Origin of the sequence: Paenibacillus konkukensis, from assembly GCF_023523925.1 — a bacterium.
GTDB lineage: Bacteria > Bacillota > Bacilli > Paenibacillales > NBRC-103111 > Paenibacillus_S > Paenibacillus_S doosanensis.
Genome location: NZ_CP027059.1, coordinates 565083 through 589847, shown reverse-complemented (window position 1 = coordinate 589847; position 24765 = coordinate 565083). Strand labels below are relative to the sequence as shown.

Genomic DNA, 24765 nt, shown 5'->3' with positions numbered 1-24765 from the left:
TATGGCGGATACGGCTATGGAGAAGCGAAAACGCGCGCGGATCGATAAGACGGTTTATTCGAGCTTCAGGCTGGTATTGGAGGCCGCAAGCTTCAAGGAACTGCTGTTGACGAATCTGGGGCTTGCCGGAGGAATTATCGGCACGGCGGTCGCTGTGTTTGAGAAGTATTTTTTTAACGAAGCCGCGAACGTCGTATCGGAGGGGATGATGGGAGCTTCGTTTCGCCATGCCGTCCAATGGCTAGCTCTTTGGCTCGGGATGACCTTGCTGAGCGACGCGCTGGGGCTGATCTCCGGCAGAAGCAACCCTATTCTGTGGAGTAAGATGCAATATTACATCCAGGAAAAGCTGATGCTCAAAATTTCCCGCATCCGGATCGATTATTTCGCCAACACGGAGACGTACCGGAAGTTTGAATGGGTCAAGAACGAATTAAACCGCAAACTGCCCCTGATTCTCAATGCGACGTTCGGAATCGCTTTCTCCACGATTCAACTGATAACGGCCGTGTGCATTATTGCGACGGACAGCTGGCTAATCGCCGTTATCGTGCTCGTCGGGTGCATCCCGTCCGTCCTGCTGAGGCAGGCCCAGTCGGAGGCGGTTTATTATCAGGAGCAGAATAATTCGCATGAGCTGCGCTATCAAACGTACATATCCTGGGTGATGTTCAAACGTCCCAGCATGAAGGAGATGCGGTTCGGCAATCTGTACGACTATGTGAAGGAGCGGTACGATGAATCGGTGACGGAGTTATACCGGAAGAGAATCGCTCTCATTCGCAAGTTTACGCTGTTTAACGGCGGAGCCCGTCTGGTCGGCCTCACAACCATCGGCATCGTCCTCGCCATGGTTTCCTATGACATCTACAACGGGAGAGCCGGGATCGGATCATTTGTATTGATTTACAGCACGGCAAGGGTCATACAGACCGCCTTCCAGGGGTTGTTCGACAACTTGGTGGTGATCGGCAGCGACGGCAGATTTATTGCGGATTATGAAGACATCATGAATTTCCGCGAATATGGGGAGGAAGGAGCACGGCCGCAAGTTTTGGTTAAAGGAGGAAGCCTTCCGGAGCCGCGCATAGACATTGCCGTACCGCAGCAGGTGGATATCGAATTTTGCGATGTCGATTTTAGTTATCCGGAAACCGGGAGGCAGGTTCTGAAGGATGTCTCCGTGACCATAAGACAGGGGGAGAAGATCGCTATTGTCGGGGAAAACGGATCGGGCAAAAGCACATTTATTTCCTTGCTGTGCGGACTGTACGAACCCGACCGCGGGAGCGTGCGCTTTAACGGTCTTGACGCCCATCGGCATCCGGATTTCGTCAAGCGGGCCATATCGTGCACCTTTCAAATGTTCGGGCGATATGCCGTTTCCGTGGCGGATAACATACGTGTCGGCGACGTATCCCGCGAGTACTCGGAAGATGAAGTGCGCGCGGCGGCTAAACTATCGGGTTGTTACGATTTTATCTCTCAGCTGAAGGAAGGCTTTGAGACGCATCTGAGCTATTATAAAGCGGGCAGCGTCGATTTATCCGGCGGCGAATGGCAAAAAATTGCGATCGCCAGAGCGCTATTGAAGGAGGACGCTCGGGTATTGATCCTCGACGAACCGACCGCGGCGCTGGACCCGGTGTCGGAGGCGAAGCTGTACGAGGATTTCAACAAAATCACCGGGGACAAAACGACGATTCTTATCTCCCATCGGCTGGGCGCCACGAGGCTTGCCGACAACATCTTGGTATTCGACGACGGACGCATCGTCGAGCAGGGCAGCCATCAAGAGCTTATGGCGCTTAACGGAATGTACGCCCGGATGTATAGGGCCCAATCGCAATGGTACGTTGCGTAAGAAGTGAGCGGAAAGTTGTGCCTATGGCAAGGGGAATTCGTTTGCGGGAAACTAAAGTTTCATAAAAATGATGACGCGGCTGCCGATTTGTTTCGGCAGCCGCGCTGCGTTTACTATCGTCAAATCGAATTCGGATGTATTTGTTTCCCGGCCGGAGATAGTATAATGAGGCTTAAGGGGGAACGGCATGTGAGGATACATATAGAGACGTTAATGAAGTACGTTGTTTCGCATATGCGCGAGGGAGAACGGTTGATTCTGGGCATCGACGGGCTTAGCCGTTCGGGGAAGACGACACTCGCGTGCGGACTCGAGCAGGAGCTTCGACAGAGCGGGATTGCCACTTGCGTCCTTCATATGGACGATTACATTGTGGAGCGCGCCAAACGATACAATACCGATTGCGAGCCGTGGGAGGAATATTATCGGCTGCAGTGGGATGTCATAGGGCTGGAAGAGCGTTTATTTCGCCGGCTGAAAGGGACCGGCATACTTGAACTTATGCGCTACGATGCGGAGAAGGACTCTCATGAGATACAAAGGGCGGCGGTTTCGGAAGCCTGCGTCGTAATTATTGAAGGCGTCTTTTTGCAGCGAAAGGAGTGGCGAAAATACTTGGATGTCGTCGCTTATGTGGATTCCTCCCGAACGACAAGATTTCTGAGGGAGAGCGAGATCACCCGTCGGAAGAAGGACGTATTCGTTAATCGGTATTGGAAGGCGGAGGACTATTACATAACAACGGTCGCTCCGGCCCGGCTGGCCGAGCTGGTCCTGCATAACTGACAGCGAAAAAAATAGATGAGGGAACAGTTGACATTTTGATCAGGAACAGCTAAGATGGTTTTATCAAATAAATGAATGAGTTATTCATTCTCTGGCAAAAAGGAGGCTCTTACCATGAAAACAGATTCGAAGGATCAGCTCCGCGACGAACGGAGGGATCAAATCAAGAAGGCCGCGCTTAAAGTGTTCGCTACGCACGGTCTGATCGGAACGAAAATGAGCATGATCGCCAAAGAGGCGCAAATTAGCGACGGACTTTCGTACCGTTATTTTAAATCCAAGGATGAAATTTTAAGCGAGCTGGTGAAGGAAGCGATCGAAGGCTCGAACGAAACATTCGATGTCATTCGTACGATGCCCGGCACGCCTTTGGAAAAAGTCCGGTTACTGACTAGCGAGATTTTGCATGAGGACAATTATTATTTTATTTTAATGCAGCAGGTGCTGTCGTCAGAAGATTTGCCGGGCGAAGTGGCCGAACTGTTGAAGGGCTATGACGCGGGCGAAATGATTCGAGTGTTAACGGACGTCGTGGCCGCCGGGCAGGAAGCCGGTCAATTTATCGCCGGCGATGCGAGAGTGCTCACCATGTGGTATTTGACGTCGGTAGTCGGACTGATGAATGTGCGTACGGCGCAAATCGACGATTATCGGCTGCCTGACGCCGACTTCATGCTGCGCCTGATCGTTCAGCCTTAACAAGTGGAAAGCAGGGGGAACATTGAAAACTATACAGTCCAATAAAACGCTCATTTTGATCGGTCTGCTGCTCGGGCTTGTCTTCTCCGAGCTGGATCAGACCGCCGTATCTACGGCATTGCCGACCATCATCCGCGACCTGCACGGGCTCGCTCTATTCGGCTGGGTCGCCGGCATCTATATGCTGTCGATTACGATATTTATGCCGATTTTCGGCAAGCTGGCCGATCTTTACGGCCGCAAGCGGATCTATTTGATTTGCCTGGCTCTGTTTATGGCCGGCTCCATCCTGTGCGGGCTGTCTCATTCCATGGTCGCGCTGCTAATTGGCCGGTGCGTTCAAGGGATCGGCGCGGGCGGGCTGATGCCGCTGGCCATGATCATTATCGGCGACTCGTTTCCGCTCGAACAGCGGGCGAAGGTGCAGAGCATGATCGGACCGATGCTGATTCTTCCGCAGCTGCTCGGTCCGACGGTGGGCGGCTACTTTGTCAGTCACATGAGCTGGCATTGGATCTTCCTGATCAACATCCCGGTAGGTCTGCTTGCGGGGATATTCGTTGCCAAAGGCTTGCGCGAGTCCGTCAGTCCGGAGAAGAAAACGATCGACTGGGCCGGCGCCTGCACACTCGTTCTGGCGATCCTGTCGCTGCTGTTCGCTCCCGTGCTGATCGATGTCGCCGGATACACCTGGTCGTCTCCCGCCGTAATCGGTTTGCTCGTACTGGCCGCACTTCTGATCGCCGTCTTCATCCGTATCGAAGCGAGGGCGGCGGAGCCGATCATTCCGCTCCAATTGTTCCGCAACCGTTCTGTCGTCGTCTTGTCGCTGATCGTGTTCGTCACGATGCTGGGCGTTATGGGCGGAATGTCCGGCTTCCCGTTCTTTGCGCAAAATGTCATGGGCTTGTCGCCGACCGCCTCCGGCTACTTGACGCTCGCTTTTATGGCGGGGGCGATTCCGGCGAGCATCGTATGCGGCTTCCTGATTACCCGAATCGCTTACAAGCATTTGTTTGTCGTCTCCTTTATTTTGCCGGTGGCCGGTTATTTCCTGCTGTCTCGCGTCGATGTGGATACGACCGTGCTGTATGTGATCGCAGCCTTCTTTATTTTGGGATTAGGCATCGGCGTGCTGTTCGGCAGCGATAACCTGATCGTGCAGGAAACGGTAGCCAAGGAGCACACCGGGGTTGGCGTCGCCACCGTCCAACTGTTTCAATCCCTCGGCGCTACGCTCGGGTTCAGCATTTTCGGCAGCCTGCTGTCCCGCAACATTCATAACGGCATCGCGGGCCTGTCCGCCCAATTTCCGGCGGGAGCCGCGGAGTCGATTATGAACGGGGGCATTCCGGCGGGAACGCCGGCCAGTCTGGTGCTGCAGATCAAGACGGTGTTCGCCGTGGCGTTTCAGCAGATGTTCTGGATCGGCGCCTTATTTGCCGCCGCTGCGTTCGTTATTTGCTGGTTTATGAAGCGGGAGGTGCTGACGCCGCAGCAGCCTGCGGAGGAACCGGCGGCGATTGCAAGCTGAAGCGCGACTGCGCAGCAGGAGAATCCGAATATTTCGTTACAATACAGATGGACCGGGACGCTTTGCCTTAAAGGCGAGCTCCGGTCTTTTTTCACTTGGCTCTGTTTTCTTTTATTGTTGATTATTAAGGTAGTTCTTGATTTGTTCTACGTGATGCTTATCATGGCCAATAAACATGTTTTGTAAAAAAGTTTCCAACGTATACGAACTATTTGGGAATTGTTTGGTGAATGCTGATTTAGAAACCATATTGAGCTTTGATATTAATTGGTTGCGTTGGGAAATGGCTTCCTTAAGTAAATCATGTGGTTCCATTTTTCTGCCGAAAGAAACGGATGCTTCGTTAAATGCCTGCACATCGTGATGTTCTTCAAGTTTAACTTTTTCATTGTTTATAATCTGATTAAGTGTCTTAATAAAGTTTTTGTCCCAACCCATAATATGACTGATAATGTCTTGAATCGACCATGTACCTACTATTAGTTTGCAAAGAACGTCATCAGGATAAAGGGATAAATCGGAAATGAAAACGGTCAATCTTTCTAATTCTTTAGAGACGAATATCAATAATATGACTTAACATAATGAAAAGGAAAGAGGGCAGTCGGCGTAAATTCAAGACTGTTAATGAGAATCGTTATCATCTATAATGGCATATGTGAAGAACCATTTCCTGTCGGCGATCCGTTCGGCTTATGAAGCCGGAGAACCGGAATTGCCCGGGAAAGGAGGAAGCGGAATTCGATGGACCTTCACGACCATATGCAGCTATGGAACCACGTTTACATAAAAATAATGGATATTCGCCATACGACCCTGCAGCGCGGAGAAGAGCTGCGTTCCTACCGGCTGCCGGCGAGCGCCTTTCTCTTTGTTTTGCGCGGGAGCGCTCAGGTGAGCCGTGACGGTGATAAGAGTACGGCGAATCGATTCCACGTGCTGCATGCGGGCAAAGGCGTTTGTCTGGACATAGCGGCCGACGAGCTGTTCGAATATTGCACGATTATGTACAAAGCGGTGCTGGCGCTGCCGAGCCGTCGGGAGCTGGTGCAGCTGATGAACAGCGGCAGCCCGTTCCAGCTGCAGTACGGCTTTGCGCCGCGGCATCCGCTTTCCCTGCTCGATAAAGTGGAACGGATGGAGCAGGCGTGGCGGCAGACGGATATGCCGGATAAGCTGTATATCAAAGGCTTGTTTTATCAGTTCGTATCCGATGTTCTCCTGCAGCTCAGCCGCCAAGGCGCCGCGGTCGAGCAGCCCGACCCGGTGTCCCAAGCGATCCGCTATTTGCGCGAGCGCTACAAGGAGCCGATCACGCTGGACACGCTGGCGGATATGCTGGAATGCAGTCCGCGGCAGCTGCTGAGGCTGTTCAAGGAGCGGATGAACGCGAGCCCGATCGACTATTTGATCCGGATTCGGATGGAACGGGCGAAGGAGCGGCTGCTCGGCGCCGGCCTGACGGTCAAGGAAATCGCCGAGAGCGTAGGCTACGCGGACAGCTACTATTTCAGCCGCCTGTTCAAAAAGTTCGAAGGGATGTCTCCGGCCGCTTACAAGGCCAATGCCGCTATGGCGCGACCATGTCCGGATAATCCATCCCGCATGTCGATATATGCTATTGCCGCAGGCAGGCCGCGACGTTATATTGATGATGAATATGAGAATCATTATCAGTATGAAGGGAAGGTCGGCTTACCGATGTACAGAAAGTCCAAGACAGCTGTGCTGGCTACATTGTTATTTTGTCTTACCCTATTGTTCAGCGCCTGCGCAGGCGGGACGAGCGGCTTGACGCAGACGGGAGGAGCGGCGGCGGAATCCGAGGGCAAACCGGCGGCGGCGCCGAAAGCGGCGTCAAGCGCAGATAATGAAACCCCGCGCGTCGTTAAACATGCGATGGGAGAGACAACGCTGGTCGGAACGCCCAAGCGCGTCGTCATTTTGACGAACGAAGGTACCGAGGCTTTGCTTGCCCTGGGCGTCAAACCGGTCGGAGCGGTCAAGTCGTGGAGCGGCGACCCGTGGTATAACCATATTAAAGACGATATGAAGGACGTCGCGGTCGTCGGAGACGAGATGCAGCCGAATATGGAAGTTATTGCGACGCTGAAGCCGGATTTGATCATCGGCAACAAGGTCAGGCAGGAGAAAGTGTACGAGCAGCTCCAAAAGATCGCCCCTACCGTGTTCTCGGAGGATTTGGGCGGAGACTGGAAGGAAAACTTCAAGCTGTACATGGAGGCGGTCGACAAGAAGGAGGAAGGGGCCAAGCTGTTGGCCGATTTCGACAAGCGCGTGATCGAGGCCAAGGCGAAGCTTGGAGGCAAGACGGCCGCGAAAATATCGGTTGTGCGCTTCTCCGCCGCGCAGGTCCGCATCTACCAGAAGCAGACCTTCTCCGGCGCCTTGTTAAGCCAGTTAGGGTTCGCCCGTCCGGCGGCGCAGGATAAAGACGGCAATATCGAAGTGATGAGCAAAGAGAGAATCCCCGACATGGACGGGGACGTCATGTTCTACTTCGTCACCGAAACGCCTGGCAAGAACGATGCCGACAAAGTCGTACAGGATTGGATGAACGACCGCCTGTTCCAAAATTTGAACGTCGCCAAAAATCATCAAATCAAGCAGGTCGACGAAGCGATATGGAATTCGGCGGGCGGCTATGAAGCGGCGAACCTGCTGCTCGATCAGATTGTGGACTATTTCAGCAAAGCCAATTAAATGCATCGAATTGCAAGCCGCCGAAGCGATGGACGCCTTCGGCGGTTTTTTGTTGTTTAGGAAAAGACGCGCAGCCATATCCTGTGGAAATCCGGGGGCTCCCCCGAAAGGAAAGTCTACCCATAGAACGATCCCAGAGGAAGGGTTAGACGCCGATCCAGCTTAGGCTGGATGCGGACGGAATAAGCCTCAGAGCATCACGTCACTACCCTGGAAATTACTCTTGGTACCCCATTTCCATTGTCTGTGGTGCCGCGTAGCGGCATGGATGGCTTTTGGGGGATTTGTTCCGCCGCTTCGGGCTTCAAGGCGGGTGGGTTCACAAGCCGTCCGCCTTTTTCGGGCTGCGCGTTCCGGCTGTGCGCGAATAATAAGAACTTATTAAGAATTAGGTCGGCTTTTTATTAAGGTGTTTCTCTTATCATAGATTTGCAGCAAACAATGAAAGGAGAAACGACATGAAGATCATTCGCAGTTTATGGCCGCTGTGCCTGATGGCGCTGATTCCATTATCGAATATTTTTTATATGCAGGTGAATACAAGCGAGAGAGGAGCGAGCAGTCTGGCCACCGATCTGGATGCGGCGATCCCGTTCGTCAAGGCGTTTATTATTCCTTATTTGGGATGGTATGTGTTTATTTTCGCCGTGATGTTCTATTTTTTGCTTAAGGAGAGAAAGCTATACTATCGGACTTTGTGGACCTTGCTTGCGGGCTTATTCGTATGCTACTTCGTCTATTACGTCTTTCAGACGGTAGCGCCGCGGCCTATCGTAACAGGCGATGACGGACTCGCCCGGCTCGTGCGGTTCGTGTACAGCCAGGACGGGCGGTTCGGGGCTGGGACTGGCGATTGCCAAAAGCATCGTCGAATTGCACGGAGGCCGAATTTGGGCGGAATGCGAAGGCGAGATCATCCGTTTCGTTATCGAGCTGCCGCTCGAAACTGAAAGCGTCGGCAGGAAAACATAGGCAAACGCTTGCAAGCATGATACATTGATAAAGGAGGGTTACCGGAAAAGAGCTTAGGGGCAGGAGGTAGCGGAAATGAAAACGATTAAGTTCAGAAATTGGCAGGACAACTTATACATGTTTAGTTACCGCCGCACGTATACGGCGCCCGTCGAATATTTTCATGCCCACGAAGGCTTGGAGCTATTGTACATTCATGAAGGAACCGGCAAATACATTATCGAGGATCAAGTATATTCGCTGCAGCCGCGCACGTTGATCGTCATTAAGCCGTTTCAGGTGCACTATATCCGCATGGACGTTCCTCCCGTATATATAAGGAGCCTGCTGAAGATTAAGCCGTCGGTCATCGAGCCGTTCCTCTCGTCGCTTCCGCAGCTGAGCGATTTCCTGGTTCAGCTGATGGAACAAAAAATGCCGATCCAGGTGTTCTGCCTGTCGGAGAAGCACGCCGCATTTCTGGAGCAGCAATGGCTGCAGCTGCACGAGCTGTTCACCGCGGGTCCGCCTGCTCTCCGCAAGGAGGGAGTGAGGCTGTTCTTCTTTCACTTTTTGCTGTATTTTCAATCGCAAATTTACGTGCTTGACGGCCATCAGCCTCCCGGGCATGCCGTTTCCTCCCGCACGTCGAAGCATATGAATTCCATTTTGAAATGGATCGATCATCATTATAAACGGCCGTTTACCGTTCACGAGATGTCCGACGAGCTGCATTTTTCTCCGAATTATTTGTCCAAGCTGTTTAAGGATCAGACGGGCAAAACGATCACTGAATATACGAACGAGCGGAGGCTGGAGGAAGCGCGAATGCTATTGCAGCTGCAGCCGCTGTCCGTGGAAGAAATCAGCAAGGAAACCGGGTTCAAATACCCGTCGTATTTTATTCAAATGTTCAAAAAACGATACGGGCTGACCCCCCACAAATACCGGGAACAGATCGCCGAGCAAGCGCGAACGACGGCCCCTCAAAATGAAAACGCATTCATCCTTTGAATGGAATAGTGATATTTTTGTATAGCAATCTGTTATCTTCCTTCCCTTATGATAGGCATATGACATCGTTTTCTAACATAAAAAGGGGGAATTTAACTTGCTTACGATCAAACGCACTTTAATGTCTTCGGTTGTTGCGGGGGCATTGCTGTCGGCGACGGCATGCGGCGGCGGAACCTCACAAGAAGCGGCGACCGCCCAGGTTCAGGACGCGGCCAAGCGGGAACCGGTTGAAATTACGTTCTACCGTCCGAATGTCGGGATGACGGAAGAACAGTTTATGGATCTTATGGGGAATGCGATCAAAGAAAAGTTTCCTTATGTGACGCCGAAGCTTATTCCATATGTGAATAAAACGAAGACGGAGGAAGTGATTTCCTCCGGTGCCGATTTGGATATCGTTATATTATCCCTGGGCTTTTACCCGCAATTTCAGAACTTGAATTTGTCGGCCGATCTGACGGAATATATTAAGAAAACCAATTACGATACGAGCCGTCTGGAAACGACGAACTTTGATTTTATCAAGCAGTTCGGCAACGGCAAGATCGAGTCGCTGCCGATTTTCACGACAGCCGAAGTGCTGATGTACAACAAGGACATCTTCGACAAATTCGGCGTGCCTTATCCTACGGAAAACATGACATGGGACGATTTGTACGAGCTCGCCAAGCAGGTTTCCCGATCCGATGCGGGCGTGCAGTATTACGGCTTCTTAACCTCGGTCAGCCATATGCTGAACACGAACCAGCTGTCGCTGCCTTTCGTCGATGCCAAGACGATGCAGCCGTCGATCAATACCGAGAAATTTAAGCAGCTGGCCGAAAACTTCGCCCGTTTCTACAACATTCCGGGAGCCGAGCTTCCGAAGGAGAAGTACGGCAAGGAAGCGGATTTGTTCACCAAAGACAAAACGCTGGCGATGTACGCTTACTTTAACAGCACGATGGTTGGGGCGGCCAAAGATATGAACATCGACGCCGTGCCGCTGCCGACCTTCAAGGAAGCCCCGGGAGTAGGATCGCAGATGTACTCGACCTATGCCAGCGTCTACAGCAACAGCAAGCATAAGGACGTCGCCTTCGACATTTTGGCGTACTTGACCTCGGACGAGATGCAGGAGAAGTTTGCCAAGGACGGCTTGGGCATGTCGATTGTTAAGGGAGCCAAACCGCTGGAATCGTTCGGATTGAATCTGCCGCAGCTGCAGGGCAAAAATATTAAAGCGTTCTATCCGCCCAAACCGGCTCCGATTTCTCCTAGAACGATTTACGACGATTTGTCGTCCAAATATGCGGTGACGGCGCTGCGGGAAGTGGCGCAGAAGGTGAGCGACGCCAACACGGCCTTCCGCAAGGCCGAGGAACAGGCGGCCAAAGAGATTCAAGCGGCCAAACAGCAGTAACGTATGGCATCGAACCGAACCGATGTTCAAACTCCGGCGAACATGATAGGATAGAACCAAAAAGGAGTTGACGACGCATGGTTATAGCAATGGACGATCTTGAGGCGGCCTGCCCTGAATGCAACAGGGAAGGGAAGGTGGAGGGAGAGACGTGTCCGAAATGCGACGGCAAAGGGGTTATCCTGACGGCCCTCGGACAAACACTGCTTCATTTCATTAAAAAGCACAGCTGACGGCCGGCGCATCAAGCGGCGGCAGCAACAGATAAGCGGCAGGCAGCCTATGCGCCTGCCGCTTTTTCTTTGACAGTATTCCGGGATCGTAAATAAAGACAACCCTCCGTAATTTTCACTGTAACGATGATCAGAGAAAATAGGGTAAGATAAACTAGGTTATCCTTTAGAAATAGATAAAAAGAAGTGGGAGAGAAGGCTTACAATGAAAAAAGCAGTGAGTTTGGTTATGGTTACGGCCCTGGCGGCAGGCTCCTTGGCGGGCTGTGCCACCAAAAACGAAGGAGCGAAAGAATCGGGAAGCGGTGCAGGCAGCCAAGGCCCCTTGAAATTTTCCATCGCTTATCCGATCACAACCGGTGACGGCTATGCCCAACGATCCCCGGACTTGAATAAGGACAAATGGATTCAAAGGCTCAATAAGCTGACCAACACGGAATTGGACGTCCGCTTGATCCAACGGGAGAAGATGAGCATGATGTTCGCCGGCAACGACATTCCCGATGTGCTCGGAAGTCTGGATTTGCCGACAGGCAAAGATATGGCCGGCTCTGTAGAAGCCGGACAATTCATGCCGCTGGACGATCTGCTGAAGGAATACGCGCCGAATGTCCTGAAGAAAGTGCCTAAGGAGGCATGGGATGCGGTGTCGTATAAAGGCCAAATCTATGCGATCCCGAGCTATCTGACGAATCCGTCGCGCCGTGGCACGTATATTCGTACGGATTTGCTGGAAAAAACCGGGCTGCCGGTACCCAAGACGGTTGACGAATTTTTGGACGTTCTGCGGGCCTTCAAGAAGCTCGGCGTAGAGAATCCTTATCAAATGCGGGAAAATTTCAAATATGCCGACGTGATTCTGGGCGCCTTTGACGTGCTTCCTTATAAAGATCAGTTTGAGAAGCAGGGCGATCAAATCGTACCGAAGTTTTTTGACGTGGAAAATATGCAGAAGGCGCTGCAAACGTATAAGACCATGTACGACGAGGGCTTGATTCCGAAAGATTTTGCAACGATCTCCTCGACCGAATACAGCAAAAACATTAATGCCGGCAAATCGGGAATTTGGTCCGCCAATGTCGGAACGGGGCTGAAAGATTTCAGAACGAATCTGAAAGCGGTCGATCCCGCCGCCAAAGTGGATGTGATTCCTTCGCCGAAAGGTCCTGAAGGGAAGGGCGGATACTTCCTGTACTCCCCTATCGTCAGCGCCTATTACATTAGCAAAAACGTCGATAAAGATAAAGCGGCGGGAATTATGAAGTTTATCGATTGGATGACGACCGACGAGGCGGATAAATTTTTCAGTCTTGGCGTCGAAGGAGAGAACTATACGGTCGAAAACGGCAAAATCCAGTACAAAGCGCCGACGAACAAAGAGGAAACTCAGGAGGAATCTTTCCGCACGACATTGAGATTGGCTTCGGATTCCACCTATAATAAGCTGCAACTGAGCGTAAGCCAGGACGGCCAAGACATATTGAACGCATTCGATACGGTGCTGTCGAAGGAAGGGCTGCCGGGCATCGGTTTCAACCCCGATTTGAAGGCATTCTCCAAGTATCCTGACCTGACGCCGCTCGGAGACACCGGCCCGAAATTAATTATCGATCATATGGTCAAAATGATTTACGGAAAAGAGCCGATTTCGGATTGGCCTAAAGTAATTGAAGAGTATAAGTCGAAAGGCGGCAACGAAATCATCAAAGAGGCGACCGAAAGATATAACAATAAAGACGGCATCGCCCTGTTTAACAATCAATAACCTGTTAAGGCTTGGTTCAGCTCAGTTGAATCAAGCCTTTTGTTTTTTGCTCAGAGGTTCCCGATTCACGTTCCGGTTCCATTGTTGCGCACATATTGCTCCGGGGACACGCCGACAATGCTTTTAAAATCTTTAATAAAATGGCTCTGGTCGTAATAACCGAGCTCCGCCGCAAATTGCGGCCAATTCCACGGCTGTCCTTCCTCCAGTTTATCGGCTACCTCCAGCAGCCTGAAGCGCTGAATAACCCATTTGGGACTAACGCCGACGTACTTGCCGAACATGCGCTGCAGCATTCTGACGGATAAATGGAACTGCCTTGCGATGTCCTGAGCGCCGGTAATGCTGCGGTCGTTTTTGATCGCTTCGATGATGCCTCTGATTTCGGCAACCGCCGGGTCATGCGCGGGCATACGGCCGCGAAGAAACGTTTCGGCCTGCGTCACCATGCCTGCCGCATCATTGCTGTCCAGCGACTTTACGGCATGTTCGTAGGCGACGGCATCGGCTCCGAACACGTCCTCGGCACGGACAGTTTGGCCTGTCCAGCGCTGAACCGGAATCCCGGTGAACGGGTAGAACGCACCCGGATGAAACTTGATGCCCAGAACGACCCCCGAATTTTGCAGCTTCCGCGTAAATTTTCGTTCGACGACTCCCGTAACCCACGCTCCGTCAGGCTCCACCGTCATATGGACCGAAGGATGGGGCAGCACCTCGGACATATACGGCTCTTGGCCCGTTAAATCCCATTTCACGATCCAGTATTGCTCGACATACGCCTCCAAATCCGGTGAGGGTATGTACAGGTCAAGAGTAAACTTGCTGCGTTGGACCGGCTCGTTCAGCACCCCGCGCGGTTTTTTTAGATTGGCTTCCACGGTCAGAACCTCCCGTCAAGAATGATGGCTGGACAGCTTTCTTGATCCATTGTATGGAAAAAGAAGGCTAAATACAAACGGATACCGATTTGGCTGTACTAGGCGAGGTCAATGTGGATCAAGGCTCGACCTTCCGGACGTTTTCCTATATAATAATGATAATCATTATCAATATTATTGGGGAAGGGGTATGCTGTCGGTTGAATAAGCTGGACCAACTTAGATTTGAATTGCAGGAGGCGGAGCGTCGGCAGCAGGGCGAGGGAGAGCTGCTCCCGGCCGAACGGACGGCAGCGCTTAGTCTGATCCTCCTTCAACACGGCTGCGCTATTGTGCGGACCGGAGACGAGGCGATACGTCTGAACCCAAGCGAAGCCTATATTTGCGTGCATACGCCGGGGCAAGCGATAGCGTTCGGAAGTGATTCCGCTTCGGACAAGCCGCCGGCCGTCTATCTGTTTCACTTTGATATGTTCGCCCGGCACGAGAGCGGATGGCGACGGCTTGATCCCGCGTCGGAGGATACCGCATGGCTGGCGGGGCGGTATTCGCCCGATAACGACCCTTCAGCCGCTCGGCTCGCCGCGGAGACGGAAGCGTATTGGCGCTCAGCAGACCCGCTGGAGCGGATGACGGCGCAGTCGGCGTTTCTGATGCTGCTCTGCCGGCTGCTCCAAAGCCGCAGAGAGGAGGGGGAGCGGCCGGAGGATGCGATAGCGCGGACGAAGGCCTATATCGACTCCCGCTGCCAGGAGCCGCTGAAGGTCGGGCAGCTCGCGCGCATGAGCGGATTTAACCCGCATTATTACTTGCATTTGTTCAAAAAGCAATATGGGACAAGCCCGATCGAATACATGACCGGCAAACGAATGGAGCGGGCCAAAGCGCTGCTGCTTGAACCGGGGGAGTCGATTCGCGAGGTAGCCCGCGCGGCGGGTTATAAGGACGAGTTTTATTTCAGCCGATTGTTCAAGCGGAAGACCGGCATGGCGCCGTCCGTGTATATAAGAAGCCGCCGGCATAAGATCGTCTCCTACAGCTACGCCGTTACCGGACAACTGCTGGCGCTGCAGATCATACCGTACGGAGCGCCCCGCGATTGGCAGCGGTCCGCGCATTATATGAGCCGCTACGGCCGGGATATTCCTCTCCATCTTCAGGCGGCGGATACCCCGCGATATTGGGAGGAGAATCGGAACGCGCTGAGGAATTCGCGGCCCGAGGCTATCGTCGCGGTCAATTGGCCCGATGTTGCCGACAGGGAGGAAATGGACGGCATTGCCCCCGCCTTGTACGTTCCCTGGCGGGAAGCGAGTTGGCGCGAGCATTTGCAGCTGACGGGAGAATTTCTGAACCGAAGCAAGGAAGCCGGGCAATGGCTGCGGCAGTACGAAGAGCTGACGGAACGCGCCGGCGTCCGAATTCGCCGGCGGCTGGGCGAGGAAACCGTTATGATGCTTTATTTCAACGGGCCCAAGGCGTATATATGCGGCAGGCATCGAACCGGATCGGTCTTATACGATGATCTGCACATCAAGCCTCCGGAGCCGGTCCGGCAGATCTTTGCTTATCAAGCGGCGGAGCCCGGCGATCTGCTCCTGTACGATCCCGACCATATGATATGTATCGTCAACCGCGCTACGACGGCGCCCGCCGACATGGCTTCATGGTCTGAAGCGGCTGCGTGGCGCGCGCTGAAGGCGGTTCGCAGCGGCTGCGTCTACCAGGTCGGGATGGACCCGTGGCTGGAGTACTCGGCTTCGGGCCACCAGCGTATCGTCGAGGAGGCGTTAAAGCTGTTTGCGCAGGATCGTCCATGAAAAAAACTGAGGATTGTCTATGGCTGGCGGAGAGGCGGCAATGTATACTACAAAAGTGTTGAGAATGGTTATCAATTAAGGGAGGATCTTATGAAATCCAGAACATCGAGAATAATGCTGTGCCTCGTCATTGCCGCCATGACGTTAGGCTCGGCTTGCGGCAATACAGGGCAAAACGCCGGCGGAACGGCAGAATCCAGCCAGACCAATGCAGCTTCGGGAGATGCGCAGAGCGGCTCGGCCGCGCCCGCCGGGGAACGTACCGTCACCGACGAGCTGGGTCATCAAGTGAAGCTGCCTGCGCATATCGATCGGGTGCTCGCTCCCTATTTGGAGGACCCGATAGCGGCGCTCGGCGTAAAGCCCGTCGCGCAATGGTCGAGCGGCAGCACCGTATTCGAATACTTGCAGCCATGGCTGAAGGATGTGCCGAAAACAAGCTCGACGCCGGCGGTCGAAGAAGTGCTCGCTTATCAGCCGGACCTTATTATTTTGAATACGGCCGCCAAGGCGGCGAACGGGATTTACGAGCAGTATGCGAAAATCGCGCCGACCTATGTGTTCCAGAACGGGCTCACGAAAGATTGGAAAGAGGTGCTGCTCACCGTAGGCGAACTGCTCGGCAGCAAAGACAAAGCCGAACAGGCCATCGCCGGCTACGAGCAAAAAGCGCGCGAAGCTAAGCGGCAGATAAGCCCTATTGTCGGAGACAAGAAAAGCGTGATCTTATGGATACAGGGCAAAAGCATCTACCTCGTCGACAGCGGACGCTTCAGCGGCGCGGTGCTGGCGAAGGATCTCGGCTTCCCGTTCCCCGAACAGGCTTTGGTGGAGACGGTCGGCAAGCCGCTGGCCGAGCTGTCGCTGGAGACGCTGCCGGATTTGAAGGCGGATTATATTTTCTATGTCAATCAGAATGCGAACGGCAACGAACAAACGAATCTTATTCTCGATAACGAAGTATGGAAGCGGCTGCCCGCCGTTCAGCAGGGCCACGCCTACGAGGTCGATTACGGCAATTGGATTAACGGAGGCATCCTTGCCAACGAGAAGACGATTGACGATGTGCTGAAGCTGTTGAAACGATAGGCGTTCCGTTGCAAGGACGCACGCAGGCGCAGCCGCAAGATCAGAGCGGATCACCCTCTGGTCTTTTTGGTTGTTTAGGAAATGATGCGCAGCAAATTCCTGTGGATATCCTGGGGCTCCTCCGAAAGGAATGTCTAACCATAGAACGAACCCAGAGGAATGGTTAGACGCCGATCCAGCTTAGGCTGGATGCGGACGGAATAAGCTTCAGAGCATCACTACCCTGGAAATTACTCTTGGTACCCCATTTCCATTGTCTGTGGTGCCGCGTCGGCGGCATGGATGGCTTTTGGGGGATTTGTTCCGTTATGGCGGAAGCCGGAGAGAGGAGAACGGGCACGAATGCTGAAACAATTTTTTGCTTATTACAAGCCTTACAAAAAGTTATTTATCATCGATTTTTGCTGCGCCGTATTTTCGGCTTTGCTGGAGCTTGGATTTCCGCTGGCCGTCAACCAATTCGTCGACAAGCTGCTGCCGAGCGGCAACTGGCGGCTGATTTTATGGTCGTGTCTCGGCTTGCTTGCCGTCTATGCGCTGAACAGCGCGCTGCAGTATATCGTCACTTACTGGGGACATAAGCTGGGCATCAACATTGAAACCGATATGCGGCGCAAGCTGTTCGAGCATGTGCAGAAGCTGTCGTTCCGCTTCTTCGACAACAACAAGACGGGAACGCTGTTATCGCGGATGACCAGCAATTTGATGGAAATCGGGGAGATGGCGCATCACGGACCGGAGGACGTATTTATCGCGGTCATGACGCTGCTCGGCGCATTCGCGCTGATGCTGGCGATCAATTGGAAGCTGGCCCTGCTCACGGTCATTGTCATTCCGGGCTTGATCTTCCTGGCGATGCATTTTAACCGCAAAATGATTCAGGCGTTCCGGCGCATGTTCAGGGACATCGGAGAGTTTAACGCGCGGGTGGAGGATAGCATCGGGGGCATTCGCGTTGTGCAATCTTTCACGAACGAAGAACACGAAGCGAAATTGTTCGCTCACAATAACGAGCAGTACCGGCAAACGAAGTTTTTTTCCTATAAAGTTCAGGCGCAGAACGCGTCGGCCAGTTACTTTCTGACGCGGATGATCATTTTGTTCGTTCTTGTGTGCGGCACGTGGTTCGTCATCCGGGGGGAGCTGACGAGCGGGGAATTCGTCGGATTCCTGCTGCTGTCGAACGTGCTGCTCGGACCGATCAACAAGATCGGGGCCGTTATCGAGAGTTATCCGAAGGGCATTGCCGGATTCAAGAGCTACCTGGAGCTGCTGGAGACGGAGCCGGATATTGCCGAAGCGCCGGAGGCGGTCGATCCGGGTAAGCTGCGCGGCGACATCCGTTTTCACGACGTTACCTTCGGGTACGAGCAGGGGAGAAACGTCATCAGCCAGATGAGTTTGACTATTCATGCCGGGGAGACGGTGGCTCTGGTCGGCCCTTCCGGCGCGGGGAAAACGACGATGCTCAGCCTTTTGCCGCGTTTTTACGAGGTGAACGCAGGCAGCATTACGGTCGACGGCATCGATATCCGCAAGATGAAGCTGGCTGCCCTTCGCGGCCAAATCGGCATTGTTCAGCAGGACGTATTCCTGTTCTCCGGCACGATTCGCGATAATATCGCCTACGGCGAGCTGGACGCTGCGGAAGAGCAAATATGGGAAGCCGCCCGCAGAGCGCGGCTGGAGGAGTTTATACGGTCGCAGCCCGACGGCTTGATGACGGTGATCGGCGAGCGGGGCGTGAAGCTGTCCGGAGGCCAGAAGCAGCGGCTTTCCATTGCGAGAATGTTCCTTAAGAATCCTCCGATTCTCATTTTGGATGAGGCGACCTCCGCATTGGATTCGGAGACGGAGAAAGCGATCCAGCAGTCGTTGAACGAGCTGGCCGCAGGACGCACGACCTTGATCATCGCGCACCGGTTGGCGACGATCCAGAACGCGGACCGCATCATCGTGATGACGGAGCAGGGAATTCGGGAGCAGGGACGGCACGAAGAGCTGCTCGCCGCCCAAGGCGCTTACACTCAGCTGCATCAGGCCCAATTCGGGCTTAAGTGATTTTCCATTGAATTTCCAGGTATCGTTCATGTAAAATGGATAATGCTGCTGATTACGATTACAAAGGAGTTCTTATGCCCCAGATCGACATGCCTTCTGTCATTCTATTAATTTTTGCGGCGCTTGGCATATTGAGCAACAACAATTCGATTACCGTGGCCGTCGTCTTCCTGCTGCTGCTGCGGGTGTTGAACGTGCAGCAGGCTTTTCCGTGGATTGAAAAGTACGGCCTGACGGCCGGCATTATCGTCTTGACGATAGGGATTATGGCGCCGCTGGCGAGCGGCAAAATTACGTTTCAAACGTTGTACGAATCGGTATTCCACTGGAAATCGCTGCTTGCGGTGGCGATCGGCATGCTGGTCGCTTATTTGGGCGGGCGCGGCGCGATGCTGATGACGAATCAGCCGACGGTCGTAACGGGCATTCTGCTGGGCACCGTGCTCGGAGTCGCTTTCTTGAAGGGCGTTCCCGTAGGCCCGCTTATCGCAGCGGGAATTTTATCCTTATTTTTAGGCAAATGATGGCAGTATTTGCGGCGCGTACCCACCGATATGCCGGAAGGAGAACGAATATACTGTAAATAGCTTCGCGAAGTAAACATGCCGAATCGGCACAGCATAAGTGACCGTACGGGGGATGCTTTATTGGGGTGAATGTTTGCGCGGCCTCGCGCCAAGCGAATAGGGGAAAACCTCTCCCTAACCCGTCAACTAACCTCGGAGGCTTTTGGGAGGAATTGAACGTTGAAGTTGTTTGGCAAAGCTTTAATTGTATCCTGCGCGTTTATTTCGTGCGCGCTTTTTTCGGCCGTGCATGCTCAGGCCGCCCCGGAAGACGCAGTGAAGATTCAAGTCAATGACAAGCTGGTCGATTTTCCGGAAACGAAGCCGGTTTTGGACGCGAACTCTCAGCTGCAGGTTCCGTTCCGCCCCCTGATGGAAAACCTCGGCTATAAGGTCGAATGGGTGCAGGAGGGCAGAGAAGTCAAAGTAACGATGAGCAAAGGCGATCAGAACATGACGCTGAAAACCGGCGACGATTTCGTAGTCGTCAACGGCAAGCAAGTGAAGGTGAACTCGATGATCGGGATGGCGCAAGGCAGCGTATACGTTCCTCTGCGCTTCGTATCCGAGACGCTGGGAAGCGAGGTGCAATGGGATAACGATAATCAAATCGCCATTGTCGACGCGGACGGGAAATATCATGCTCCGGCCTGGTACAAGCCCAAGCAGGACGATAAGCTGCTGAAGTACGCCCAAGCTTATATGGGCATTCCGTACGTATGGGGAGGCAGCTCGCCGGCCGGCTTTGACTGCTCGGGCTTCGTGAAGTTTGTTTTCTCGAATGTCCGCGGAATCGAACTGCCCCGAACGTCCAACGAAATGTATGATAGCACGGGCGTTGCCGTAGCGTCTCCGAAACCGGGCGATCTCGTATTTTTCGCTAACGGACGCCTGTCCCATGTCGGCATTTATATGGGCAACGGCCAGTTCATTTCGGCAACGACGTCGTACGGGGTTCATATCGACTCGCTGTACAGTTCGTACTGGGGAAGCAGGTACATAGGAGCTAAAAGCTTGTAACGTTGTGCAGTATAAGAGTCCCCATGCTTAATGGATTATTATCGAAAAAGGATATAATAGGAATTTATGACAAACAGGCTGTCTAGGTCAGCCTGTTTGTTTGGTTCTTGGCCCCAAAAACGTCGGCGCTTGCAGCCGGCGTCTTTTATTTATACAGGATATCGTTCTTCAAGGTCGCCACATGCTCCAGCACCTGTGAAATTTCTTTTTCCTGAACGCCGAAATGGGCGAGCGCGTCGTGCAGATGCCCGGCCACCGCATCAAAGTGCACGGGCTGCAAATTCATGCCTTCATGGGCTTTGGCCATCGATTTGCCCGAATATTGATTCGGCCCGCCGAGCGCGAAGCTGATAAATTTGGCCTGATGTCTGCGTTGTTTCTCCATATCGGTATGCTCAAAAAAATGTTTGATCGTGTCGTCCGCAAGAATGCGTTTGTAAAATTCATCGACAACCTTCGAAATGCTGTCTTCTCCGCCTAATTGTTCGTACAGTGTCATGATAAGCTCCTTCCGATGGATAGATTGCGTACAGTAATTTGTCCGTTTTTCTCCAAAATATTCATGGAACGCTTAAAAGGCAATGATAGCTCTCCGCATCCGCATAACATGCAAAATGAAAGGAAATGTTAGCTATGTTTAAGTCAATTTGGGAGGTGACGGCTACATGCCAATATCGTCGTTAGCGCCGCATGAATCGATGGAGCTTCATGAAGCGCTCAATTTCAAAACGCTTTGCCTGGCCAAGTCCAAACTGATGCAGGGCCTTGTATTCGACCGGGATCTGAAAGCTTTATTGCAAAAGGATGTGGAGCAGTCCATTCAAGCGATCGCCGAGCTGCAGGCGCTTTATGCGAAAGCCCCGTTTCTAGCCGCGGTGCCCGCTAGTCGTCCGGACCCTATCATAAACTAAGGTGTGATCAGTATGAATAGCGATCATTTAGATCCGATTAACGCATTAAATATGCCGGAATTAGCGGATATGACCTTGGCTGCGGATTTTCTTATGCGGGCGAAGGAGGGCGTTCGCAATGCGGCCATCGCTTTGACGGAAACGGTCACTCCGGAAGCAAGGACGCTGCTGAAGACGCAGCTGAGCCAAAGTCTTGCGATGCACCGGGAAATTATGGAGCTGATGATAGACAAGAAATGGTTCCATCCGTACGAGCTGAGCGAGCAATACAAGCTGGATCAATTATCTGCCAAAAATACGGTTATGATCGGGCAAATGAATTTATTTCCGGGAGACACGTCCCGTAAAGGGATGTTCGACCGGACGCCGGACGAGCCGAGCGGAGGAAAGCTGTCATGAAAGCTGTCACTTATCAAGGAATTAAGCAGGTCGCGGTCAAGGAAGTGCCGGACCCGAAGATCGAAAAGCCGGACGATATGATCGTGAAGCTGACAACGACGGCCATATGCGGCTCGGACCTGCATCTGATCCACGGGATGATTCCGAATTTGCAGGAAAATTACGTGATCGGACATGAACCGATGGGCATCGTGGAGGAAGTGGGGCCCGAAGTTAGCAAGCTGAAAAAGGGAGACCGCGTCATCATCCCGTTCACGATCGCGTGCGGCGAATGCTTTTACTGCAAACATCAACTGGAAAGCCAATGCGACAATTCCAACGAAAACGGCGATATGGGGGCCTATTTCGGCTATTCCGGATCAACGGGAGGCTACGCCGGCGGGCAGGCCGAATATTTGCGCGTGCCGTTCGCCAATTTCACTCATTTCAAAATTCCCGAGAGCTGCGAAGAGCCGGATGAGAAGCTGTGTCTGATCGCCGATGCCATGACGACCGCCTTCTGGAGCGTCGATAACGCCGGAGTGAAAGAAGGCGATACGGTGATTGTGCTCGGCTGCGGCCCGATCGGGCTGCTGGCGCAAAAGTTTTGCTGGCTGAAGAAAGCGGGGCGCGTCATCGCGGTCGATTATGTCGATTACCGGCTGCAGCATGCCAAGCAAACGAATCAAGTGGAAACGATTCATTTCGAACAATATCCGAATGTCGGGCAGCATTTGAAGGAAATGACGAAAGGCGGGGCCGACGTCGTCATCGATGCGGTCGGTATGGACGGCAAGATGAGCGACCTCGAATTTTTAGCCAGCGGGCTGAAGCTGCAGGGCGGATCGATGGGGGCGTTAATCACCGCTTCGCAGGCGGTGCGCAAAGGGGGAACGATTCAAATCACCGGCGTATACGGCGGGCGGTACAACGGATTTCCGCTCGGCGATATTATGCAGCGCAATGTGAACATCCGCTCGGGACAAGCTCCCGTCATTCATTTGATGCCATATATGTATGACCTTATCGCCTCGGACAAAGTCGATCCGGGCGATATTATTACGCACGTGCTGCCGCTGAGCGATGCCAAGCGGGGATATGAAGCGTTCGATACGAAGAGGGACAACTGCATCAAAGTCGTTCTGAAGCCCTAACAACGAATTGCAGGCAGGAGGAATATTCGGATGAATTCAACGTACGCACTGCATGAAACGCTGGAGGTTCATGAGATTGCCGCATTCAAAACGGTTTGCCTGACCAAAGCCAAAACGATGCAGCTGCTCGTATCGGATGAGCAACTGAAGTCGATTTTGCAGGAGGAGGCCCAGCTCGCTTCCCGGCAGCTGGAGGAGCTTCGCGGCGTATTGTCGAAGGCTGCGGGGAGGGAGAAGACCGTATGAATACGATTTTGGAGCATCTGACCGGCATGCATACATTGACGGATCAAGTCATTGCGACCGATTTTCTGATCGGCGCCAAGAACGCCGTTCGTAGTTATGCGATGGCCGTGACCGAGTGCCCGACGCCGGAAATTCGCGATATGCTGGCGAGACAGCTCGATGAAGCGGTCGCAACGCATGAGAAGATCGCGAACTATATGGTGGAGCGGGGCTGGTATTTGCCTCATGACACAGACGGGCAGCTCGCGCTCGATTTGAACAATATGGAGACGGCCCTCAACATTTCGGGCTGACCGCCTAAGGATTAAGGATTAAAGATTAAGGACCGGCGGAAGCTCTCTCTGATCGGGAGGGCTTTCGGCTTGCCATGTATGGCATAAGCAGGATGATATTGCTAATTCGGGGGCATCTTAATGTGGAGCAAACTTACTATCGCGAGAGGAGACCTGTCCATATGGAAACCGTGCAATCGGAGCGATATGCGAACATTGTCCCGATGGACGAGCTGGGAACGGCCGACAAACGGCTGCATCCGTTTCCCGTTCTGAACGAGCTGCGGCGCAAGTCCCCGGTCCGGTACGACGAGAGCCGGGCGTGCTGGGACGTATTCCGTTACGAAGACGCGCATCATATATTGAAAAATCCGGCCGAATTTTCGTCCAAGCGAAGGCTGGCGGGCAACGAAAACGATACTCTCTTAACGATGGACCCTCCGCGGCATTCGCAGATGAGAGCGTTGGTCAACAAGGCGTTCACGCCGCGGGTCATCTCCGAATTGGAGCCGCACATCGCTTCGATCGCCAACGAATGTCTGGATGCGGTCATCGGCCGCGGCTCCATGGATGTCGTGCACGATCTGGCGGTGCCGGTGCCGGTTATCGTGATAGCGGAATTGCTGGGCGTCCGTCCGCAGGACCGCATGCTGTTCAAAGAATGGTCCGATATTCTTGTCATGGGCTCGGAAGAAAACAGCGAAGCATCGTTTAAGCAGCTAATGGCGACCAAGCAGCGGGCTTTGGAGGAATTGAACGTTTATTTAGGCAGCATCGTCGAGGAACGCAAGAAACAGCCTAAGGAAGATTTGATCTCCTTGCTGATTTCCGACGAAATTGACGGTGAAAAGCTGAAAGATCACGAGATTCTCGGATTTTCGATCCTGCTGCTCGCGGCGGGCAACGAGACGACGACCAATCTGATCACAAATGCCGTGCGTTACTTGACGGAAGCGCCTAAGGCGCAAGAGCAGCTGCGGGAGCATCCCGAGCTAATACCCGGATTTTTCGAAGAAGTACTGCGCTATTATCCGCCGATTCAAGCGATCGGCCGCGTCGCCGCTGCGGATTGCACGATTGGCGGCCAGCCAATCAAAGCGGGGGATCAAGTGGTGTCCTGGGTAGCGTCGGCCAACCGCGACGAGTCGAAATTCCCCGATCCCGACACGTTCCTGATCGACCGCAAGCCCAACGCCCATCTTTCCTTCGGCTTCGGCATTCATTTCTGTCTGGGCGCGCCGCTGGCGCGGCTGGAAGGGCAGATTGCGATCCGTGCGATGCTGGAGCGGATGGCGGACATACGGTTCGCAGCGGGGACGCCGCTTGTTCCTATCCAAAGCCCGTTCGTCTTCGGCGTGAAGCAGTACCCGGTTACATTCTCGGCGCGATAAA

The 24765-nt window shown here is 53.3% G+C and carries 23 protein-coding genes, 1 pseudogene and 1 riboswitch; of the genes and pseudogenes, 21 read left to right on the top strand and 3 right to left on the bottom strand.

The window, feature by feature from the left end; all coding sequences use genetic code 11:
* Nucleotide 1 precedes the first annotated feature (1 nt).
* The 4 genes from SK3146_RS02495 (at nucleotide 2) to SK3146_RS02480 (ending at nucleotide 4883) form a co-directional block, all read left to right on the top strand.
* Entirely contained in the window at nucleotides 2-1864 is a 1863-nt protein-coding gene (locus SK3146_RS02495) for an ABC transporter ATP-binding protein (RefSeq protein ID WP_249863579.1), read from the top strand.
* Nucleotides 1865-2077: 213 nt separating this feature from the next.
* Nucleotides 2078-2650 carry a kinase gene (locus tag SK3146_RS02490; protein WP_249863578.1) on the top strand — a complete coding sequence of 191 codons (573 nt, stop codon included), beginning with the start codon at nucleotides 2078-2080 and terminating at the stop codon, nucleotides 2648-2650.
* Between the two features lie 114 nt (nucleotides 2651-2764).
* A complete protein-coding gene (locus SK3146_RS02485) occupies nucleotides 2765-3349 on the top strand; it encodes a TetR/AcrR family transcriptional regulator (RefSeq protein WP_249863577.1) in 585 nt (194 codons plus the stop codon).
* A 22-nt stretch (nucleotides 3350-3371) separates the two neighbouring features.
* Nucleotides 3372-4883, top strand: a complete 1512-nt coding sequence (locus tag SK3146_RS02480; RefSeq protein ID WP_249863576.1) for an MDR family MFS transporter — start codon at nucleotides 3372-3374, stop codon at nucleotides 4881-4883.
* A gap of 111 nt (nucleotides 4884-4994) precedes the next feature.
* Here the strand turns inward: SK3146_RS02480 and SK3146_RS02475 are convergent, their stop codons facing one another.
* Entirely contained in the window at nucleotides 4995-5420 is a 426-nt protein-coding gene (locus SK3146_RS02475) for a DinB family protein (RefSeq protein ID WP_249863575.1), read from the bottom strand.
* A gap of 225 nt (nucleotides 5421-5645) precedes the next feature.
* Between SK3146_RS02475 and SK3146_RS02470 the strand changes: the two genes are divergently transcribed.
* The 6 genes and pseudogenes from SK3146_RS02470 to SK3146_RS02445 all read left to right on the top strand — a co-directional run bounded on the left by SK3146_RS02470 (nucleotide 5646) and on the right by SK3146_RS02445 (nucleotide 12975).
* Complete coding sequence (locus SK3146_RS02470; protein ID WP_249863574.1) at nucleotides 5646-7607, top strand: AraC family transcriptional regulator; 1962 nt, start codon at nucleotides 5646-5648, stop codon at nucleotides 7605-7607.
* An 831-nt stretch (nucleotides 7608-8438) separates the two neighbouring features.
* A pseudogene (locus SK3146_RS02465) lies at nucleotides 8439-8579 on the top strand (ATP-binding protein); the annotation flags it as partial.
* A 75-nt stretch (nucleotides 8580-8654) separates the two neighbouring features.
* Entirely contained in the window at nucleotides 8655-9572 is a 918-nt protein-coding gene (locus SK3146_RS02460; protein ID WP_249863573.1) for an AraC family transcriptional regulator, read from the top strand.
* Nucleotides 9573-9669: 97 nt separating this feature from the next.
* On the top strand, nucleotides 9670-10977 hold the full coding sequence (locus SK3146_RS02455; RefSeq protein ID WP_249863572.1) for an ABC transporter substrate-binding protein: 1308 nt from the start codon (nucleotides 9670-9672) through the stop codon (nucleotides 10975-10977).
* Between the two features lie 77 nt (nucleotides 10978-11054).
* On the top strand, nucleotides 11055-11210 hold the full coding sequence (locus tag SK3146_RS02450) for a tryptophan RNA-binding attenuation protein (RefSeq protein WP_249863571.1): 156 nt from the start codon (nucleotides 11055-11057) through the stop codon (nucleotides 11208-11210).
* Nucleotides 11211-11415: 205 nt separating this feature from the next.
* Entirely contained in the window at nucleotides 11416-12975 is a 1560-nt protein-coding gene (locus SK3146_RS02445; protein ID WP_249863570.1) for an extracellular solute-binding protein, read from the top strand.
* Nucleotides 12976-13040: 65 nt separating this feature from the next.
* Here the strand turns inward: SK3146_RS02445 and SK3146_RS02440 are convergent, their stop codons facing one another.
* Nucleotides 13041-13856: a helix-turn-helix domain-containing protein gene (locus SK3146_RS02440; protein ID WP_249863569.1), complete on the bottom strand. Its 816-nt coding sequence runs from the start codon at nucleotides 13854-13856 to the stop codon at nucleotides 13041-13043.
* Nucleotides 13857-14056: 200 nt separating this feature from the next.
* Here SK3146_RS02440 and SK3146_RS02435 point away from each other — a divergent pair, with 200 nt between their 5' ends.
* The 5 genes from SK3146_RS02435 to SK3146_RS02415 all read left to right on the top strand — a co-directional run bounded on the left by SK3146_RS02435 (nucleotide 14057) and on the right by SK3146_RS02415 (nucleotide 20412).
* Nucleotides 14057-15676: a helix-turn-helix domain-containing protein gene (locus SK3146_RS02435; RefSeq protein WP_249863568.1), complete on the top strand. Its 1620-nt coding sequence runs from the start codon at nucleotides 14057-14059 to the stop codon at nucleotides 15674-15676.
* A 90-nt stretch (nucleotides 15677-15766) separates the two neighbouring features.
* The gene (locus SK3146_RS02430; protein ID WP_249863567.1) at nucleotides 15767-16765 is read left to right on the top strand and encodes an ABC transporter substrate-binding protein; all 999 of its coding nucleotides are present in this window, start codon (nucleotides 15767-15769) and stop codon (nucleotides 16763-16765) included.
* Nucleotides 16766-17107: 342 nt separating this feature from the next.
* Nucleotides 17108-18826 (top strand): ABC transporter ATP-binding protein, encoded by a 1719-nt coding sequence (locus SK3146_RS02425; RefSeq protein WP_249863566.1) that lies wholly within the window; start codon nucleotides 17108-17110, stop codon nucleotides 18824-18826.
* A gap of 74 nt (nucleotides 18827-18900) precedes the next feature.
* Nucleotides 18901-19350 carry a DUF441 domain-containing protein gene (locus SK3146_RS02420; RefSeq protein ID WP_249863565.1) on the top strand — a complete coding sequence of 150 codons (450 nt, stop codon included), beginning with the start codon at nucleotides 18901-18903 and terminating at the stop codon, nucleotides 19348-19350.
* Nucleotides 19351-19419: 69 nt separating this feature from the next.
* Nucleotides 19420-19569, top strand: a riboswitch (cyclic di-AMP (ydaO/yuaA leader).
* Nucleotides 19570-19572: 3 nt separating this feature from the next.
* Entirely contained in the window at nucleotides 19573-20412 is an 840-nt protein-coding gene (locus SK3146_RS02415) for a C40 family peptidase (protein ID WP_249863564.1), read from the top strand.
* A gap of 145 nt (nucleotides 20413-20557) precedes the next feature.
* On the opposite strand, the gene SK3146_RS02410 is transcribed toward SK3146_RS02415, so the two are convergent.
* Nucleotides 20558-20911 (bottom strand): group I truncated hemoglobin, encoded by a 354-nt coding sequence (locus SK3146_RS02410; protein WP_249863563.1) that lies wholly within the window; start codon nucleotides 20909-20911, stop codon nucleotides 20558-20560.
* Between the two features lie 166 nt (nucleotides 20912-21077).
* On the opposite strand from SK3146_RS02410, the gene SK3146_RS02405 reads away from it, so the two are divergent.
* The 6 genes from SK3146_RS02405 to SK3146_RS02380 all read left to right on the top strand — a co-directional run bounded on the left by SK3146_RS02405 (nucleotide 21078) and on the right by SK3146_RS02380 (nucleotide 24764).
* Complete coding sequence (locus tag SK3146_RS02405) at nucleotides 21078-21323, top strand: spore gernimation protein GerQ (protein ID WP_249863562.1); 246 nt, start codon at nucleotides 21078-21080, stop codon at nucleotides 21321-21323.
* A gap of 12 nt (nucleotides 21324-21335) precedes the next feature.
* Nucleotides 21336-21722 carry a spore coat protein gene (locus SK3146_RS02400; protein ID WP_249863561.1) on the top strand — a complete coding sequence of 129 codons (387 nt, stop codon included), beginning with the start codon at nucleotides 21336-21338 and terminating at the stop codon, nucleotides 21720-21722.
* Nucleotides 21719-22855, top strand: coding sequence for a zinc-dependent alcohol dehydrogenase (locus SK3146_RS02395; RefSeq protein ID WP_249863560.1), 1137 nt, complete (start codon nucleotides 21719-21721; stop codon nucleotides 22853-22855). The genes SK3146_RS02400 and SK3146_RS02395 overlap by 4 nt, the downstream gene beginning before the upstream one ends.
* 30 nt (nucleotides 22856-22885) lie before the next feature.
* Nucleotides 22886-23101: a hypothetical protein gene (locus tag SK3146_RS02390; protein WP_249863559.1), complete on the top strand. Its 216-nt coding sequence runs from the start codon at nucleotides 22886-22888 to the stop codon at nucleotides 23099-23101.
* A complete protein-coding gene (locus tag SK3146_RS02385; RefSeq protein ID WP_249863558.1) occupies nucleotides 23098-23394 on the top strand; it encodes a spore coat protein in 297 nt (98 codons plus the stop codon). Before SK3146_RS02390 ends, SK3146_RS02385 begins: the two co-directional genes overlap by 4 nt.
* A gap of 161 nt (nucleotides 23395-23555) precedes the next feature.
* The gene (locus tag SK3146_RS02380; protein WP_249863557.1) at nucleotides 23556-24764 is read left to right on the top strand and encodes a cytochrome P450; all 1209 of its coding nucleotides are present in this window, start codon (nucleotides 23556-23558) and stop codon (nucleotides 24762-24764) included.
* Nucleotide 24765 lies beyond the last annotated feature (1 nt).

Coding starts and splice junctions, on each gene's coding strand:
- SK3146_RS02495 (WP_249863579.1), top strand. CDS start 2: ATGGCGGATACGGCTATGGAGAAGCGAAAACGCGCGCGGATCGATAAG.
- SK3146_RS02490 (WP_249863578.1), top strand. CDS start 2,078: ATGAAGTACGTTGTTTCGCATATGCGCGAGGGAGAACGGTTGATTCTG.
- SK3146_RS02485 (WP_249863577.1), top strand. CDS start 2,765: ATGAAAACAGATTCGAAGGATCAGCTCCGCGACGAACGGAGGGATCAA.
- SK3146_RS02470 (WP_249863574.1), top strand. CDS start 5,646: ATGCAGCTATGGAACCACGTTTACATAAAAATAATGGATATTCGCCAT.
- SK3146_RS02460 (WP_249863573.1), top strand. CDS start 8,655: ATGAAAACGATTAAGTTCAGAAATTGGCAGGACAACTTATACATGTTT.
- SK3146_RS02450 (WP_249863571.1), top strand. CDS start 11,055: ATGGTTATAGCAATGGACGATCTTGAGGCGGCCTGCCCTGAATGCAAC.
- SK3146_RS02445 (WP_249863570.1), top strand. CDS start 11,416: ATGAAAAAAGCAGTGAGTTTGGTTATGGTTACGGCCCTGGCGGCAGGC.
- SK3146_RS02430 (WP_249863567.1), top strand. CDS start 15,767: ATGAAATCCAGAACATCGAGAATAATGCTGTGCCTCGTCATTGCCGCC.
- SK3146_RS02425 (WP_249863566.1), top strand. CDS start 17,108: ATGCTGAAACAATTTTTTGCTTATTACAAGCCTTACAAAAAGTTATTT.
- SK3146_RS02420 (WP_249863565.1), top strand. CDS start 18,901: ATGCCCCAGATCGACATGCCTTCTGTCATTCTATTAATTTTTGCGGCG.
- SK3146_RS02410 (WP_249863563.1), bottom strand. CDS start 20,911: ATGACACTGTACGAACAATTAGGCGGAGAAGACAGCATTTCGAAGGTT.
- SK3146_RS02405 (WP_249863562.1), top strand. CDS start 21,078: ATGCCAATATCGTCGTTAGCGCCGCATGAATCGATGGAGCTTCATGAA.
- SK3146_RS02400 (WP_249863561.1), top strand. CDS start 21,336: ATGAATAGCGATCATTTAGATCCGATTAACGCATTAAATATGCCGGAA.
- SK3146_RS02395 (WP_249863560.1), top strand. CDS start 21,719: ATGAAAGCTGTCACTTATCAAGGAATTAAGCAGGTCGCGGTCAAGGAA.
- SK3146_RS02390 (WP_249863559.1), top strand. CDS start 22,886: ATGAATTCAACGTACGCACTGCATGAAACGCTGGAGGTTCATGAGATT.
- SK3146_RS02385 (WP_249863558.1), top strand. CDS start 23,098: ATGAATACGATTTTGGAGCATCTGACCGGCATGCATACATTGACGGAT.
- SK3146_RS02380 (WP_249863557.1), top strand. CDS start 23,556: ATGGAAACCGTGCAATCGGAGCGATATGCGAACATTGTCCCGATGGAC.